Genomic DNA, 15,445 nt, shown 5'->3' with positions numbered 1-15,445 from the left:
AGATGCACTTATTTATATGGAGTAACGTACTTTAGGTAATGTTATTTTTGAAGGATTTGCCAATGGAAAAAAGAAACCGCAATTTTTTGAAAGAAAAATTTGTACAAGCCAAAGTTTGTATTAAATTTGCCACCTCATTGTGGAATTGGCCCATGGTGTAACTGGCAACACGTCTGGTTTTGGTCCAGAAGAGTCTAGGTTCGAGCCCTAGTGGGCCAACAAAAAACGAATCCCGATCTTAAAAAAGATTGGGATTTTTCTTTTTTTTAAAAAATTGAAATTAATTCAGCAAAGACTCCCTTTCCATTTCCACATACTGCGCCACGGTTTTTACCAGTCTGTTATGGTTTTTTACAAATGGATTTTTTTCATCCCAAACATAACCCGCAAGTACAGAGCATATTTGCGATTTTATAATTGGATTTTCAATGGGGTGAAAAAATATCTTCTGAAGATTTCCTGTATACCATTCATTCACATAGGTCCTAAAAACATCAACACCCTTCATTATATATTCTTCGTATTCTTTTTCCCAATCAACTTTTTCATTGTTTAACTGCTTCGTGATGAGTTTTGCAGCCAATAATCCAGATTCTGTGGCAAAGGTAACGCCAGACGAAAAAACCGGATCCAGAAATTCGGCACTGTTTCCTGTAAGTGCAAAACCTTTTCCAAATATGGATTTTACCGCTTTTGAATAATCCTTGATTATATGGGGTTCAAAGAGAAATGGTTTTTCTTTTAAACGATCATAATAATATTCTGAAAGTTTCAGCATTTCCGTTAGTTTTTCCGCAGCATTCCCTTTGAAACTCTCAATAAAATCTGAAGGTCCCACAAAACCGATGCTGGTAGTGCCATTTGAAAATGGGATAACCCAGAGCCAGCACGTATCCGTGACCACATCAAATGTAATCAGCGTGCCTTCGGTGCCCTTGGGTCGTTCGGTTTCAGCAATATGGGTGTAAATGGCAGAATGCTTCGGTATAACGCTAGGTTTGTCAAGATCCAGCAATCTGGGTAAAACCCTGCCAAAACCACTGCTGTCTATTATAAATTTGGCGTTGATTTTATAGGATTTACCTTCAACATTTACAACGTTTGTACATGAATTTCCGGTTTCGTCAATATTCACTTCGGTTACTTGTTCTTCAAAAGAAACATCGACGCCCATTTTAATGATTTCTTGAGCCAAGGTATTATCAAAATCGGCTCTAGGGACTTGCCACGTATAATCCCAGCCTGAAGTAAATTTTTTGCTGAAATCAAAATTACAGACCATCCCGTCTTTCAAAAACCGTGCGCCTGCCTTTACTTCAAAATTTTTTGCTTTCAGGCAGTCAAGCAATCCAGTTTCCTCAAAATGCTCCATGCACCGTGGCAACAGGCTTTCGCCGATCACAAATCTTGGGAATTTGTTTTTTTCAACCACTTTTGTGCTTATTCCCTTGCCGTTTAGATACGCCGCCGCAACACAGCCGGAAGGCCCCGCGCCAATAATCAACACATCCACCGAAATATCATTCTTCATTATTAAGAATTAAATTTTTAAAAAATTCTAAATTTGCAATCTAAAGTTTCGTGCCCAAATTCGCAAAGCAGCGTTTTAATCAAATTAACTGATTCCCATTCATGCCAATATTGAAAGGAAAACTGGAACTGGCAGATTTTTATGATGTTATTTTTAAAAATCAGCCCGTCCAAGTCCACAAAGATACAGTAGAAACGGTTCACAAGAGTTTTGATTTTTTGAAAGAATTTTCAGAAAACAAAGTAATCTATGGCGTGAATACTGGCTTTGGGCCCATGGCACAATATAAAATTAAGGACGACGAGCGCGTCCAGCTTCAGTATAATTTAATACGAAGCCACGCTTCCGGCACCGGGAACCCCATTTCTGAAAAATATGTTCGGGCGGCTATGCTGGCGCGGCTCAATACGCTAAGCTTGGGCCATAGCGGCGTGCATCCTTCAGTAATCCATTTGATGGCAGAATTGCTGAACAGAGATATTGTTCCGCTTATTTATGAGCATGGCGGCGTGGGCGCCAGCGGGGATCTTGTGCAGTTGGCTCATTTAGCTTTGGTTTTAATTGGTGAGGGCGAGGTTTTTTACAAAGGCGAAATAAAAAATACTGAAGAAATTTTTAAAGCTGAAAATCTTCAACCCATAAAAGTTGAGCTTCGCGAAGGATTAGCGCTTATGAACGGTACATCAGTAATGTCTGGAATTGGCGCGGTAAATTTGCTATATTCGAAGAGGGCGCTTCGCTGGATGGTGGCTTGCTCTTCTGCAATCAACGAGATTGTGAATGCTTACGATGACCATTTGAGCAGCGAATTGAACCAAGCTAAAAAACATAGCGGGCAGCGGGAAATTGCCGCAAAAATGCGTGACCATTTAAGCGATAGCCATTTGACCCGTAAACGTGAGCATCACTTATATAATGGTGCAAATGATGTTGAGGTTTTTCACGAAAAAGTGCAGGAATATTACTCACTTCGTTGCGTTCCCCAGATTTTGGGCCCGGTTTTGGACACAATAAATAATGTTGAAAAAATTCTGATTGAAGAAGTGAATTCAGCGAACGATAACCCCATAATTGATGTCGATAAAAGAAATGTGTATCACGGGGGCAATTTCCATGGCGACTATATTTCACTTGAAATGGACAAGCTGAAAATGGTAATTGCAAAAATGACGATGCTCGCTGAAAGACAATTAAATTATCTGTTGAATTCAAAATTGAACGAGATGCTTCCGCCATTTGTAAATTTGGGAAAGCTGGGACTCAACTTTGGGATGCAGGGCGTACAATTTACCGCCACATCAACCACAGCCGAAAGCCAAATGCTCAGCAACCCTATGTATGTGCACAGTATTCCAAACAATAATGATAATCAGGATGTGGTAAGCATGGGAACCAATGCCGCACTTATCACAAAGAAAGTTATAGAAAATTCCTTCGAAGTAATCTCTATTGAAATTATTGCCATTGTTCAGGCTATTGAATATTTGAAAGTTCAAGATAAAATATCTTCAAAAACAAAGAAAATGTATGAGGACATTCGTAAAATAGTGCCCGTTTTTGCGGAAGATGTAGTAATGTATCCATATGTAAATAAAGTCAAGGCGTTTTTAATGGAAACCGAAGATTAATTTTAGGCGCAGTTATAATTTTGAATTTTCAGCGTCTTTTAATTTTGTAGCACATAGATTTTATGGAAAAACAGCCAAAAAAGAAATATGCATTAGTGACCGGCGGTTCGCGCGGAATAGGTCGTGCCATCTGTATTCAGCTTGCGAAAGATTCCGGGTATTCAATTCTTATAAATTACAATCACAACGAAGCCGCCGCTTTGGAAACTTTAAAGGAAGTAGAAAATGCTGGCACAAAGGGTGAAATTTTAAAATTTGATGTAGCAAATGCGGAGAGTGTGCAAAAAACTTTTGATGGTTGGTTTCAAAAAAATGAAAATGCTGTTATTGAAGTGGTAATCAATAATGCGGGAATCAATAAGGACGGGCTTTTCGTGTGGATGAAATCCGAGGATTGGAACAGCGTTTTAAACACTAGTTTAAATGGATTTTACAACGTGACCAATTATTTGATGCAGCAAATGCTGGTAAACAAATATGGTAGGATTATCAATATGGTTTCGGTATCTGGACTGAAAGGAACGGCAGGTCAAGTAAATTATTCCGCTGCAAAGGGAGCCGTTGTTGGCGCTACAAAAGCTTTGGCTCAGGAAATTGCCAAACGAAATATTACGGTGAATGCGGTAGCACCCGGCTTCATAAATAGTGATATGACCGCAGGTCTTGACGAAAAGGAACTTAAAAAAATGATTCCCGTGAATCGTTTTGGTGAGGCTGAGGAAGTGGCCCATCTGGTAAGTTTTTTGGCTTCAAAAAATGCTTCGTATATTACCGGCGAAGTCATAAATATTAATGGGGGGATTTATTCTTAAAAGAAACGGAATATGAGGCGTGTGGTTATCACAGGAATGGGAATTTACTCCTGCATTGGCAAGAATAAGGAGCAAGTAAAAGAATCTCTGTATAATGGAAAATCCGGAATCATATATGCTGAAGACCGAAAGGATTTCGGCTACCGCTCTTGTCTTACAGGGTGGGTTGAGGAACCCGATTTAAAGGAATATCTTTCGCGAAGACAGCGTGTAAGCTTGGGCGAAGAGGGGGCATACGCGTACGCGGCAACCGCCGAAGCTTTACAGCAGGCAAAAATTGACCAGCATTTTTTGGACACAAATGATGTAGGGATTTTATACGGAAACGATAGCACAACAAAATCCGTAATAGAATCAGTGGATAAAATCCGCGAAAAGAAAGATACAACTTTGGTAGGTTCGGGGGCTATTTTTAAAGCGATGAATTCTACGGTTACAATGAACCTTTCCACCATTTTTAAATTGAGAGGAGTCAACTTTACCATCAGCGCGGCGTGTGCGAGCGGTTCGCATTCCATTGGGATGGCGTATTTTCTTATAAAAAATGGAATGCAGGACATCATAATTGCTGGCGGAGCACAGGAAGTCAACACATTGGCTATGGGAAGTTTTGATGGGCTTGGGGTCTTTTCAACAAAAACAGATCCTTTAAAGGCGTGCCGACCTTTTGATAGAGATCGGGATGGTTTGGTTCCCAGCGGCGGCGCAGCCACGTTGGTTATTGAAAGCTATGAAAGTGCGGTAAAACGCGGCGCACCAATTTTAGGCGAAATAATTGGCTATGGGTTTTCCAGCAACGGCGATCATATTTCAACGCCCAATATTGATGGGCCCGCACGCGCCATGAAAATGGCACTGGAGCAGGCAAATATTGATGCCTCCAAAGTTGATTATGTCAATGCCCACGCTACATCAACACCTGTGGGCGATGCCAATGAGGCTCGGGCCATATCAGATGTTTTTGGGAAAGCATTTCCTTACGTAAGTTCAACAAAATCAATGACCGGACACGAGTGCTGGATGGCAGGTGCAAGCGAGATTGTGTATTCTATGATTATGATGGAAAATTCATTTATAGCACCCAATGTCAATCTTGAAAACCCAGATGAGGCGGCTTCACAATTAAACCTTGTTAACAAAACGTTAAACAAAAAAATTGATGTATTTTTGTCAAATTCTTTCGGTTTTGGGGGCACCAATTCCGCATTAATAATTAAAAAATGCAATTAGTAGCAATGAATAGAGAATTGATAGTTGAAAAGATAAACTACTTTTTGGTTGATGAGTTTGAAGTGGAAAAAGATGATATCCACCCAAGCGCAAATTTAAAGGAAACATTGGAGCTCGATAGCCTTGATTTCGTGGATCTCGTTGTGGCCGTCGAGTCCAACTTTGGCGTGAAATTGAAGGGCGATGATTTTGTGAACGTAGTCACACTTCAGGATTTTTACAATCTTATTGAAGCGAAAATAAATTGAAAAATTTTATAAAATCCAATGGCGGCCAATTGGGAAGGAAAAAGCAAGGGAACCGTATTTGGATATAAAATTTTCATTTTTCTCCTTAAAAATCTTGGAATCAATGCCGCTTACGCGCTTCTATTTTTTGTAGCATTTTATTATACCATTTTTTCCGTTAAGAGCACAACTTCTATTTTTTATTACTTCAGAAAAAGATTGAAATATTCTTTTTTCAAAAGTGCCATTTCCGTCTTCAAAAATTATTTGGTCTTTGGAAAAACCATCATAGACAAAGTCGCCATTTCCAGTGGACTTCGAAATAAATACACATATAATTTCGACGGTATTGAAAATCTAAAAAATCTTTTAAAACAGAAAAAAGGCGGAATTCTAATCAGCGCACACGTTGGTAATTTTGAAATTGCAGATTATTTCTTGGATGAATTGGCCGAGGATGCCAAAATTACATTGCTGATTTCAGACGCAGAACATCAGGCCATCAAAGAATATATGCAGCAATTTTTCAGAAAAAGCCGTACAAAATTTATTATTTTCAAGGAAGATATGTCGCACATTTTCGAAATAAATTCGGCGTTAGCCAACAATGAAATTTTGTGTATCGCCGGCGACCGGTTCGTAAAAGGTTCAAAATTTATGAAAGCGGATTTTTTGGGAAAAAAGGCAAAGTTTCCCGCGGGCCCGTTTTCAATCGCTTCCCGTTTGAACTTGCCGGTGCTTTTTGTCTACGTAATGCGCGAAAAATCCAAACATTACCATCTTTACGCCAGAACAGCGCAGGTAAAAAAAGGAAATGCCGAAGATTTGCTGCATCAGTTTACTGCCAGCGTTACGGGCATTTTGGAAAAATATCCTCTGCAGTGGTTCAATTATTTTGATTTTTGGGAAAAGGAAAGACTTTAAATTTTTGTCCTAAATGTTCAATTATTACCGCTGTTTTCAATAATCGCCCAATTCTATTTGTCGTATTTTTGGCTAAACTGAAAGCTAAAATAATCGGCTATATTAATTTGATTGAATGCTAAACGATGGATTTTTCAGAAAAAATTACAGATAGAAATTTTATAGAAAAGCTTATTCCGCAGAAGTTTCCCTTTGTGATGGTGGATAAGCTTTTGGAATTTGGGGAACGGGAAATTCGTTCTGGTTTCAGCGTGAATTCTGAAAATATATTGGTGGAAAATGGATTTTTTTCTGAAGCCGGACTCATTGAAAACATGGCGCAGACATCTGCGCTGCACACAGGCTGCAAGCATTTTGATAGCTCTGGAAATGCACCTACGGGCTATATTGGTTCCATAAAAAAAGTTGAAATTTTTGACCTGCCAAAAGTTGGTGAAGAATTGGAAACCACCGTAATATTGCTTCACGAGATTATGGGCGTTACCGTTCTTACTGCCCAAGTGGAATGCAACGGAAAAATTATGGCGCAATGCGAAATGAAAACCGTTTTGGCCGTATAGATTTTCAAGGAAAAATTTGAATTATAACGAACGAAAAAATGCAGTCCAAAGAAAAAAAAGAACTTTCCTTTATATCAAAAATCAGGGTGCGTTTTACTGAAACAGATCCTTTGGGCATTGTCTGGCACGGCAACTATATTCAATATTTTGAGGACGGCCGCGAAGCTTTTGGGCGAAAGTTTGGGATTTCGTATTTGGAGCAAAAAGCAAACGGTTTTACTTCACCTATCGTCAAATCTTCCTGCGAGCATAAATTGCCGCTGCGGTACGGCGATGTTGCCACGGTAAAGACCATTTTTATGAATTCGCCAGCGGCGAAAATGATCTTCAAATACCAAATTTTTGACCCCTCCGGAAATTTAGTCTGCACGGGCGAAACCGTTCAGGTTTTTTTGAATGATAAGGGCGAACTTTCACTGACCAATCCTCCATTTTTTACTGATTGGAAAGAAAAAATGGGGATTGAATAATGCGATTTTTTCTAACACATAATAAAATTATTTCGAGTCTTGGCTTTGACAGTAAAGCCGTAGTTGATGCTATTTCAAATGGAAATTCTGGATTGAAAATATTTCATAATCCAGAATTATTGCCAAGTCCATTTTGCGCGTCCATCATTTCTTCAGAAAAAATAAAGAGTGAATTCAATAAAATTTCCAAAGCTGAAAATTTTAAAAAACTCGAACAGTTACTGATTCTTTCGTTAGCCAAAGTAATCACTGCTTCAAAAATTGAATTGGGCGAAAAAGTGGGCCTTATAATTTCAACTACAAAAGGAAATATAGATGTTTTGGAAAACAATAGACATTTTCCAAAAGAAAGAGCCTATTTAAGCGAATTGGGAAAAACCATAAAAAATTTTTTCGGATTCAAAAATGAAGCAATTATACTTTCAAACGCTTGTGTTTCTGGTGTTTTGGCGATTTCTGTTGCCAAAAAATTCATTTCGGAAAAAAAATACGATCACGTTTTTATAACGAGTGGCGACTTGGTTTCAAAATTTGTTCTTTCGGGATTCCAGTCTTTTCAGGCATTATCGCCAAATCCGTGCCGGCCGTACGATAAAAACAGAACCGGAATAAATCTGGGTGAAGTTTCCGCGAGTGTTTTGGTCACCTCTTCCGAAAGTTTGTCTGCGGGCGTGCAGGAAATCTTACCCAGTGAATCCGTTGAAATTTTGGGTGATTCCACCTGCAATGATGCCAACCACATCTCGGGTCCGTCCCGCACGGGCGAAGGTTTGTACAGAAGTGTAAAATTAGCGATGAAGGAGGCAAAAATTGAGGCTTCACAGTTGGATTATATCTCCGCCCACGGCACCGCAACAGATTACAATGACGAAATGGAAGCGATTGCATTCAACAGGCTGGGCATACAAAACGTGCCGCTTAATAGTTTGAAAGGGTATTTTGGTCATACGCTTGGCGCTTCAGGCTTAGTGGAAACCATTATCGGGATGCATTCTTTGGAAAGAAATACGTTGTTTGCATCCAAAGGTTTTGATGAATTGGGTGTTTCAGAAAAAATAAATGTTATTTCAGAAAATATTGAAAAACCACTTTCCATTTTTCTGAAAACTGCTTCTGGTTTTGGCGGTTGCAATACGGCTGCAATTTTTAAAAAGGTTGAAAAATGAGAGCGGAATTTTTTATAAAATCCTTTTGCCGAATTGAGAATGGCCAAGTAATGTTCAATGGCAATACAATTTTCACGACTGAAAGCGAAATTTTTTCAAACTTCAGCAAAGAAACTTACAGGCATTTTGAAATTTCATATCCAAAATTTTTCAAAATGGACAACTTGAGCAAATTGGCTTTTTTAGCAGCAGAAATAATTCTGAAGAATGAAAATTTAGATGCTGACAAAAATAATATTGCGCTGGTTTTTTCGAACAGGGCTTCGAGCTTGGATACGGATAGAAAACATCAAAAATCAATTGAAAATTCAGGTTCAATTTTTCCAAGTCCGGCGGTCTTTGTTTACACTTTGCCCAATATTTGCCTGGGCGAGATAAGTATACGCCACCGCCTGTATTCTGAAAATAGTTTTTTTATCTTTGAAAAGTTCAATGCAGAGCATTTACAGCTGTATGCCCACAATCTACTCCGCACAAAAAAAGCCGAAAAAGTGCTGTGTGGTTGGGTGGAATTTGATGGGGACGATTATAAAGCATTTCTATATCTTGTTGAAAAAAATGCTGAAATTCCACATACGGTTCAAAAAATAGAAAGTTTATATTACAACGAATGAGCGATTTAAAACAGGAATTGAAGGCCAAAATCATAGAGCAGTTGAATCTGGAAGATGTTACTATTTCAGAAATTGATGACAACGATTCCTTATTTGGTGACGGGTTAGGGCTGGATTCCATTGATGCATTGGAGCTTATAGTGATGCTGGATAAGGATTATGGCATTAGATTGAGCGATCCAAAGGAAGGCAAAAAAATCTTTGAATCTGTGCAGGTAATGGCAGATTACATTGAAGCCAATAGGACCAAATAATTCAAATTAGCTAAATGGGCAAAGGCGTGGCCATAACCGGGATGGGAATTATATCTGCTATTGGAATCAATACAGAAGAAAATTTTCAGGCGCTCATTCATAAAAAAAATGGCATTTCCAAAATTGAACTTTTAGATACCGCGCATAAAAATGAAATTATGGTTGGTGAGATAAAACTTACCAACGCACAACTGGAGGCCCCGTTGGATCTGCCGTCCAACAATAACTATACGCGTACCGCAATGCTCGGTTCCATTGCTGCGAAGCAGGCTATTTCAAACGCAAATATTTTTAATATATCAAAATATAGAACCGGCCTCGTCAGTTCCACGAGCGTTGGAGGAATGGATATGACCGAAAAATATTTCTATGACTATCTTTCAGAAAGTGATTCACAGAAATACATCACCAGCCACCCCGCGGGCGATTCCACCCAAAAAATTGCGGAGCAATTGGGGATATCCCAAAGTTTGGTTACCACCATCAGCACAGCTTGCTCTTCAGCAGCCAATGCTATTATGCTTGGCGCAAGGCTTATAAAAGCTGGCAAATTGGATCGAGTTATAGTTGGCGGAACGGATTCGCTTTCAAAATTTACAATAAACGGTTTCAAAACCCTAATGATTTTAAGTGATACGCACAGTGCACCATTTGATGAAAATAGAAATGGGTTGAATTTAGGCGAAGGTGCTGCCTATTTGGTTTTGGAAAGCGATGAAATTGTGGAAAAGGAGCATAAAAAAGTACTCGCTTATGTGAAGGGATACGGCAATGCAAATGACGCTTTTCATCAAACCGCATCTTCTGAAAATGGTGATGGCGCGACACTTGCTATGGAAAAAGCATTAAAAGTGGCTGGAATGCTGCCGTCCCAAATTGATTATGTAAATGTTCACGGGACTGCCACGGGCAATAACGACCTTTCGGAGGGGCGCGCTTTGATTCGTGTTTTTGGAAATACGATTCCAGGTTTTAGTTCTACCAAAGCCTTTACGGGCCATACCTTAGCGGCGGCGGGCGCGGTGGAGGCGGTTTTTTCGGTTTTGGCTTTGCAGCACAATATTATTTTTCCCAATTTAAATTTTGAAACTCCTATGAAGGAATTTCACTTGCTTCCCCAGACCGAAACAAAAAATAAGGAGTTGAATGCAGTACTTTCAAATTCTTTCGGCTTTGGAGGTAATTGTTCAACATTAATTTTTACGAAGCAGCCGTGAGAAGCAAAGTATACATTAATGGTGCAGCTTGTATTTCGGCCCAAAAAGCGAGTGGGAATAGTTCGTTTTTTGAAGAAATTCAAAGCACTGCAGATAATGTCTTTTGGGCGGTGGAACCGGATTACACTAAATTAATACCTGCCGCATCCGCCCGCAGGATGGCTAAAGGCGTAAAAATGAGCGTGGCAGCATCAAAAATGGCGATAGATAATGCGGAAACTTCAATTTTGGACGCAATTATTATTGGGACCGGACTGGGATGTAAGATTGATTCAGACAAGTTTGTAAGCGCCATTATTGATAGCAGTGAAGAATTTTTAACCCCGACTCCTTTTATCCAAAGCACCCACAACACCGTTGCTGGCCAAATTGCTCTCGGAATGAAATGCACTGGGTATAACAATACATATGTACACGGTTCGGTTTCTTTTGAATCTGCTTTGCTGGATGCTAAACTTCAACTTGAAAATAACGAAGCCGCTTCAATACTTGTAGGCGGCGTGGATGAACTTACGGAACATACCCTAAAAATTCACGAGAAAATAAAGCACATAAAATTTGAGCGAATTGATTCATCCCAACTATTGCGCTCTAAAAGTGAGGGAACCATTTTTGGCGAGGGTGCCAGTTTTTTTATTACATCCAACCAAAAAAATATAAATTGTTATGCCGAATTGGCTGCTATTGAAATTATAAACACGCTTTCAGTTGAAAATTTACCAAATAACCTCGAAGCGTTTTTAAAAGCAAATGATTTACATGTCGATGAAATAGATTTAGCCGTTTTGGGGAATAATGGCGATGCCAAGTTTGACGTGTATTTCCACACGTTGGCGGATGGAATGCTAAACAAAATAAATCGCATTTATTACAAACATTTGTGCGGCGAATTTTTTACGGCCTCCGCGTTCGGGTTTTGGCTGGCCTCAAAAATTTTGAAATTACAGATAATCCCGGAAGTTGCAAAAATGGGCGAAATTGCTCCTTCCGAAATAAAAAATATCTTGCTTTATAATCAATATCGTGGAGAAAACCACAGTTTTGTATTGCTTAAAAAATGTTGAAATTCTACACAGTCAATGCACTTGCTATAGCATTATTTTCAATGCTAATTTTCGCTGGAATTTTTGGGAATGTTTCGCTATGGCTGTATTTTTTGTTCATTATTATTTGGGCCATAATTACTGCAATCGGTTCATTTCAAATAGGTTTGAATTACCATTTTCAATCTTTCAGCCATAATCACCGAATCACTGAAAATGAAATTGCCATAACATTTGATGATGGCCCGCATCCCATTTTTACTCCAAAAATCTTGGCACTTCTGAAAAAATTCAATGCAAGAGCAACTTTTTTTCTTATCGGAAAAAATGCCGAAAACCATCCAGAATTGGTTAATCAGATTATAGCGGAAGGTCACGCTATTGGCAATCATTCTTATTCACATTCAAGGAATTTTGGCTTTTTTTCTTCAAATAAAATTTCTTCTGAAATAGAAAAAACGAATTCAATTTTGAAGGAAATTAGTGGAATTGAAACCAAATTTTTCCGGCCGCCTTTTGGTGTTACAAATCCGAACTTGAAAAAGGCATTAGCAGATACACAAATGCATTCTATAGGCTGGAGCAAGCGGAGTTTTGATACCACAAAACTTTCTGAAATAAAGATTTTAAGAAGAATTACAACGGATTTAAAAAAAGGAGACATCATTTTACTCCACGACACTGGCCCAAAAACGGTAGCCGTATTGGAACAGTTATTGTTATTTTTGCAAACTCAAGAATTGAAGCCTGTCACGGTAGATAAAATCCTGAAAATTGATACGTATGCGTAACATTTTATTTTTGATATTTTTTTTCAGTTTTGCGCTTTCTTTACATTCCCAAGAATCAATTTTGGATGGTGCTGAGGTAGCAAAATTCAAGGAAAAAGTAATTGCTGAGGCCAAGAAAACCAAAACCATTAAAGCTGATTTTATCCAATTAAAACATCTCGATTTTTTGGCGGATGATGTAAAAACTTCGGGAAAAATGGCCTATAAATCGCCGAATTTGGTAAAATGGGAATATACAAATCCCTATAAATATAGTGTGATTTTTAAGGAGGATCAATTGCTCATCAACCATGGTGGCACTAAAAGCAAGGTCGATATTGGCAGCAGCAAACTTTTTCAAAAACTGAATGAACTTATTGTCAATAGTGTTAGGGGAAATATGTTCAGCGATGCGGATTTTGAAATTTCTTTCTTTGAAAGTCCCCAGTTTTACAAGGCTGTATTTATTCCAAAAGATAAAAAATTGGTTGAATACATCGCTTCCTTTGAATTGTTTTTCAATAAAGAAAACGCACAGGTTTTTGAAGTAAAAATGGTGGAGCCGTCAAAGGATTTTACCCAGATTATTTTTAAAAATAGGCAGTTAAACGTTCCCATCGATGATTCGGTTTTTAGCAATTAGCCTATTCATTGTTCTCGTTACCGCTGGCTGTTCGTTAAAAACCACGGAAGGATTGCGCGAAGTTACTGTAGCTCAACCTACCATCAGCAATCCTTATTTTTCCAATGCTGAGGTGGATTATGTTTACAAAGCCAAAATTGCACTGTACGATAAAAATTTTGGTGGCATATTAATTATTAAAAAGACCGGCTCGGACAGCCACCGGGTTGTTTTTACAACGGAATTTGGGAGCAAACTTTTCGATTTTTATTTTGAAGGAGAAAATTTTCAGAAGAATTTCATTATTCCGGAAATGGATAAAAAGTTGGTTGTAAAAACATTGGAACAAGATTTCCGACTGCTTATTTCTGAAAAGATTCAAGTTTTGGAAGAATTTGATTCCGAAGCGCAAAACATTTACAAAACCGATATTGGAAAGAATTTTGGCTTTTATTTTTTTGAAAAAGATTCACGAAGATTGCGAAAAATTGTAAAAGCATCAAAAAGGAAGGAAAAAGTAACAATAGATTTCAAAATTGTAGAAGAAAATATTGCCCAAAGCATAACGCTTCAGCACGAAAATTTTAAGCTCCGTATCGAGCTTGAAAAATTTAAAAAAGAATAAAATGCTGTTCCAAGATTTATATTCCATTTCGACACAAGAAAAAACAGAGAACGGAATTTCCGTACATCTTAATTTAAATGCCGAGCATCTCATTTTTTCGGGACATTTTCCCGGAAATCCAGTAATGCCGGGCGTTTGTATGCTTCAAATTTTAAAGGAATTGACCGAAGTGGCGGTAGGAAAAAAATTAAGGCTTTCAACTTCAACCAATGTAAAATTTTTGGCGTTGATCAATCCCGAAAAAAATCCCAAATTGCTTGTGAATATTGAAATACTTGAAGAAAGTAAATTGATAAAAATTAAGAATATTACCACTTTTGACGATACCGTTGCTCTAAAATTGAATGCGACTTTTACAATTATTTCATAATAATCTTTTTGCTGAATCTATAAATCTTCAAAATTAAAATCAGAAGAATATTTTTCAGAAAATTCGCAGTTTAAATAGGTTTAAGTTTTTACTTTACATCACCAAACTTTCTTTGGAAGCATTGGAAAAAGCACCCAAATGGAACAAATTTCTTTTCCCAAAAAACTTAAAAATCTCAAATGCTGCGTAATTGTTCCCACCTACAATAATGACAAAACCCTTCAACGGGTGCTGGATGGGGTTTTGCGATTTTCGAAAGACATTATTGTTGTGAATGATGGTTCCACGGACACAACGGCGCATATTCTTCAAAAATATCAACAGATTCAACAAATCCATTTTTCAGAAAATAAGGGAAAGGGAAAAGCGCTTCGTGAAGCTTTTAAACATGCGGAAAATCTGGGTTTTGATTATGCTTTGACCATAGATAGTGATGGGCAGCATTTTCCCGAGGATATTCCACAATTTATAACTGCGCTGCAAAAACAGGAAAATCCCGCTACGTTATTAATCGGCTCACGGAATATGGAACAGGCTGGAATTCCCAAAAAAAGTAGTTTTGGCAATAAATTTTCAAACTTTTGGTTTTGGGTGGAAACTGGAATTTGGTTGCAGGATACGCAATCCGGCTTTAGATTGTATCCACTTTTTGCGATGAAGGAGCTCAAATTTTATACGAACAAATTTGAATTTGAAATTGAGGCTATTGTAAAAGCTGCCTGGAGCGGGATAGAAGTAAAAAATGTACCAATACAAATACATTACGAGTTGGAAGATCGCGTGTCGCACTTCCGGCCGTTCAAGGATTTTACACGTATTAGCATTCTTAATACCTACTTTGTCGCGCTAACTTTTCTGTACGTGAAACCTCTAAATTTTATTAAAAAATTCAGACAAAAGGGTTTCAAAAAATTTTTGCGAGAAGATTTATTGGGAAGCGAAGACCCGCCGATAAAAAAGGCATTGTCCGTAGCGTTGGGCATTTTTGTTGGTTTTTCGCCATTTTGGGGATTTCACAACCTCATTGTGGTTTTTTTGGCGATGGTTTTTCGCTTAAATAAAATTATTTCATTTGCATTCAGCAATATAAGTTTGGGGCCTATGGTTCCATTTGTTATTTTGGTAAGCCTTCAAATAGGGAATTTCATTTTAGGCACTGAGATGAGCACCCCATTCACGGGAATACAAAATTTCGAACTATTGAAAAATCTGAAAGCCTATATTATTGGAAGTATTTGTTTATCAATAATTGGCGCAACATTATTTGGTTTTTTGGGCTATATTTTCTTTTCATATACGGCACGAAAAAAAATTGGCAGCAATGGGTAGCTTTTTTTTCAAAATATATAAATCTATTCTAAAAAACAGGATTTTAGCCGTCA

The 15,445-nt window shown here is 38.1% G+C and carries 18 protein-coding genes and 1 tRNA gene; 18 read left to right on the top strand and 1 reads right to left on the bottom strand.

What is annotated here, in order from left to right; all coding sequences use genetic code 11:
• The first annotated feature begins 146 nt into the window (after positions 1 to 146).
• Positions 147 to 219 (top strand) — tRNA-Gln (locus KIV10_RS06175).
• A 61-nt stretch (positions 220 to 280) separates the two neighbouring features.
• Here the strand turns inward: KIV10_RS06175 and KIV10_RS06170 are convergent.
• Positions 281 to 1,531 (bottom strand): NAD(P)/FAD-dependent oxidoreductase, encoded by a 1,251-nt coding sequence (locus KIV10_RS06170; protein ID WP_214112607.1) that lies wholly within the window; start codon positions 1,529 to 1,531, stop codon positions 281 to 283.
• A 101-nt stretch (positions 1,532 to 1,632) separates the two neighbouring features.
• On the opposite strand from KIV10_RS06170, the gene KIV10_RS06165 reads away from it, so the two are divergent.
• From KIV10_RS06165 to KIV10_RS06085, 17 genes are all read left to right on the top strand, one after another.
• Positions 1,633 to 3,159, top strand: coding sequence for an HAL/PAL/TAL family ammonia-lyase (locus KIV10_RS06165; protein ID WP_214112606.1), 1,527 nt, complete (start codon positions 1,633 to 1,635; stop codon positions 3,157 to 3,159).
• Between the two features lie 62 nt (positions 3,160 to 3,221).
• Positions 3,222 to 3,971, top strand: coding sequence for a 3-oxoacyl-ACP reductase FabG (fabG, locus tag KIV10_RS06160; RefSeq protein WP_214112605.1), 750 nt, complete (start codon positions 3,222 to 3,224; stop codon positions 3,969 to 3,971).
• A gap of 12 nt (positions 3,972 to 3,983) precedes the next feature.
• Positions 3,984 to 5,201: a beta-ketoacyl-[acyl-carrier-protein] synthase family protein gene (locus KIV10_RS06155; RefSeq protein WP_214112604.1), complete on the top strand. Its 1,218-nt coding sequence runs from the start codon at positions 3,984 to 3,986 to the stop codon at positions 5,199 to 5,201.
• 5 nt (positions 5,202 to 5,206) lie between these two features.
• Positions 5,207 to 5,449, top strand: a complete 243-nt coding sequence (locus KIV10_RS06150; protein ID WP_214112772.1) for an acyl carrier protein — start codon at positions 5,207 to 5,209, stop codon at positions 5,447 to 5,449.
• Positions 5,450 to 5,467: 18 nt separating this feature from the next.
• Positions 5,468 to 6,352, top strand: coding sequence for an LpxL/LpxP family acyltransferase (locus KIV10_RS06145; protein WP_214112603.1), 885 nt, complete (start codon positions 5,468 to 5,470; stop codon positions 6,350 to 6,352).
• A gap of 125 nt (positions 6,353 to 6,477) precedes the next feature.
• Positions 6,478 to 6,912, top strand: coding sequence for a hypothetical protein (locus tag KIV10_RS06140; protein ID WP_214112602.1), 435 nt, complete (start codon positions 6,478 to 6,480; stop codon positions 6,910 to 6,912).
• Between the two features lie 38 nt (positions 6,913 to 6,950).
• The gene (locus KIV10_RS06135; protein ID WP_214112601.1) at positions 6,951 to 7,382 is read left to right on the top strand and encodes an acyl-CoA thioesterase; all 432 of its coding nucleotides are present in this window, start codon (positions 6,951 to 6,953) and stop codon (positions 7,380 to 7,382) included.
• Positions 7,382 to 8,548, top strand: a complete 1,167-nt coding sequence (locus KIV10_RS06130) for a beta-ketoacyl-[acyl-carrier-protein] synthase family protein (protein ID WP_246516209.1) — start codon at positions 7,382 to 7,384, stop codon at positions 8,546 to 8,548. The genes KIV10_RS06135 and KIV10_RS06130 overlap by 1 nt, the downstream gene beginning before the upstream one ends.
• Positions 8,545 to 9,162, top strand: coding sequence for a 3-oxoacyl-ACP synthase (locus KIV10_RS06125; RefSeq protein ID WP_214112600.1), 618 nt, complete (start codon positions 8,545 to 8,547; stop codon positions 9,160 to 9,162). Before KIV10_RS06130 ends, KIV10_RS06125 begins: the two co-directional genes overlap by 4 nt.
• Positions 9,159 to 9,416 carry a phosphopantetheine-binding protein gene (locus tag KIV10_RS06120; protein WP_214112599.1) on the top strand — a complete coding sequence of 86 codons (258 nt, stop codon included), beginning with the start codon at positions 9,159 to 9,161 and terminating at the stop codon, positions 9,414 to 9,416. The genes KIV10_RS06125 and KIV10_RS06120 overlap by 4 nt, the downstream gene beginning before the upstream one ends.
• A gap of 14 nt (positions 9,417 to 9,430) precedes the next feature.
• Positions 9,431 to 10,633, top strand: a complete 1,203-nt coding sequence (locus KIV10_RS06115; RefSeq protein WP_214112598.1) for a beta-ketoacyl-[acyl-carrier-protein] synthase family protein — start codon at positions 9,431 to 9,433, stop codon at positions 10,631 to 10,633.
• The gene (locus KIV10_RS06110) at positions 10,630 to 11,697 is read left to right on the top strand and encodes a beta-ketoacyl synthase N-terminal-like domain-containing protein (protein WP_214112597.1); all 1,068 of its coding nucleotides are present in this window, start codon (positions 10,630 to 10,632) and stop codon (positions 11,695 to 11,697) included. Before KIV10_RS06115 ends, KIV10_RS06110 begins: the two co-directional genes overlap by 4 nt.
• The gene (locus KIV10_RS06105) at positions 11,691 to 12,467 is read left to right on the top strand and encodes a polysaccharide deacetylase family protein (protein WP_214112596.1); all 777 of its coding nucleotides are present in this window, start codon (positions 11,691 to 11,693) and stop codon (positions 12,465 to 12,467) included. The genes KIV10_RS06110 and KIV10_RS06105 overlap by 7 nt, the downstream gene beginning before the upstream one ends.
• Positions 12,460 to 13,089 (top strand): outer membrane lipoprotein carrier protein LolA, encoded by a 630-nt coding sequence (locus KIV10_RS06100; protein WP_214112595.1) that lies wholly within the window; start codon positions 12,460 to 12,462, stop codon positions 13,087 to 13,089. The genes KIV10_RS06105 and KIV10_RS06100 overlap by 8 nt, the downstream gene beginning before the upstream one ends.
• On the top strand, positions 13,067 to 13,693 hold the full coding sequence (locus tag KIV10_RS06095; RefSeq protein WP_214112594.1) for a hypothetical protein: 627 nt from the start codon (positions 13,067 to 13,069) through the stop codon (positions 13,691 to 13,693). The genes KIV10_RS06100 and KIV10_RS06095 overlap by 23 nt, the downstream gene beginning before the upstream one ends.
• 1 nt (position 13,694) lies before the next feature.
• Positions 13,695 to 14,063, top strand: a complete 369-nt coding sequence (locus KIV10_RS06090) for a 3-hydroxyacyl-ACP dehydratase (RefSeq protein ID WP_214112593.1) — start codon at positions 13,695 to 13,697, stop codon at positions 14,061 to 14,063.
• Positions 14,064 to 14,201: 138 nt separating this feature from the next.
• Positions 14,202 to 15,392 (top strand): DUF2062 domain-containing protein, encoded by a 1,191-nt coding sequence (locus KIV10_RS06085; RefSeq protein WP_214112592.1) that lies wholly within the window; start codon positions 14,202 to 14,204, stop codon positions 15,390 to 15,392.
• The last annotated feature ends 53 nt before the right edge of the window (positions 15,393 to 15,445 follow it).

The organism is Aequorivita echinoideorum, assembly GCF_018476645.1.
Classification (GTDB): Bacteria; Bacteroidota; Bacteroidia; order Flavobacteriales; family Flavobacteriaceae; genus Aequorivita; species Aequorivita echinoideorum.
Note: the sequence above shows the minus strand (reverse complement) of the source record. Positions and strands in the feature narration are given on the sequence as shown.

Bases quoted from the DNA above. Each gene is read 5' to 3' on its own strand.
- KIV10_RS06170 (WP_214112607.1), bottom strand. From the start codon at position 1,531: ATGAAGAATGATATTTCGGTGGATGTGTTGATTATTGGCGCGGGGCCT.
- KIV10_RS06165 (WP_214112606.1), top strand. From the start codon at position 1,633: ATGCCAATATTGAAAGGAAAACTGGAACTGGCAGATTTTTATGATGTT.
- fabG (WP_214112605.1), top strand. From the start codon at position 3,222: ATGGAAAAACAGCCAAAAAAGAAATATGCATTAGTGACCGGCGGTTCG.
- KIV10_RS06155 (WP_214112604.1), top strand. From the start codon at position 3,984: ATGAGGCGTGTGGTTATCACAGGAATGGGAATTTACTCCTGCATTGGC.
- KIV10_RS06150 (WP_214112772.1), top strand. From the start codon at position 5,207: ATGAATAGAGAATTGATAGTTGAAAAGATAAACTACTTTTTGGTTGAT.
- KIV10_RS06145 (WP_214112603.1), top strand. From the start codon at position 5,468: ATGGCGGCCAATTGGGAAGGAAAAAGCAAGGGAACCGTATTTGGATAT.
- KIV10_RS06140 (WP_214112602.1), top strand. From the start codon at position 6,478: ATGGATTTTTCAGAAAAAATTACAGATAGAAATTTTATAGAAAAGCTT.
- KIV10_RS06135 (WP_214112601.1), top strand. From the start codon at position 6,951: ATGCAGTCCAAAGAAAAAAAAGAACTTTCCTTTATATCAAAAATCAGG.
- KIV10_RS06130 (WP_246516209.1), top strand. From the start codon at position 7,382: ATGCGATTTTTTCTAACACATAATAAAATTATTTCGAGTCTTGGCTTT.
- KIV10_RS06125 (WP_214112600.1), top strand. From the start codon at position 8,545: ATGAGAGCGGAATTTTTTATAAAATCCTTTTGCCGAATTGAGAATGGC.
- KIV10_RS06120 (WP_214112599.1), top strand. From the start codon at position 9,159: ATGAGCGATTTAAAACAGGAATTGAAGGCCAAAATCATAGAGCAGTTG.
- KIV10_RS06115 (WP_214112598.1), top strand. From the start codon at position 9,431: ATGGGCAAAGGCGTGGCCATAACCGGGATGGGAATTATATCTGCTATT.
- KIV10_RS06105 (WP_214112596.1), top strand. From the start codon at position 11,691: ATGTTGAAATTCTACACAGTCAATGCACTTGCTATAGCATTATTTTCA.
- KIV10_RS06100 (WP_214112595.1), top strand. From the start codon at position 12,460: ATGCGTAACATTTTATTTTTGATATTTTTTTTCAGTTTTGCGCTTTCT.
- KIV10_RS06095 (WP_214112594.1), top strand. From the start codon at position 13,067: ATGATTCGGTTTTTAGCAATTAGCCTATTCATTGTTCTCGTTACCGCT.
- KIV10_RS06090 (WP_214112593.1), top strand. From the start codon at position 13,695: ATGCTGTTCCAAGATTTATATTCCATTTCGACACAAGAAAAAACAGAG.
- KIV10_RS06085 (WP_214112592.1), top strand. From the start codon at position 14,202: ATGGAACAAATTTCTTTTCCCAAAAAACTTAAAAATCTCAAATGCTGC.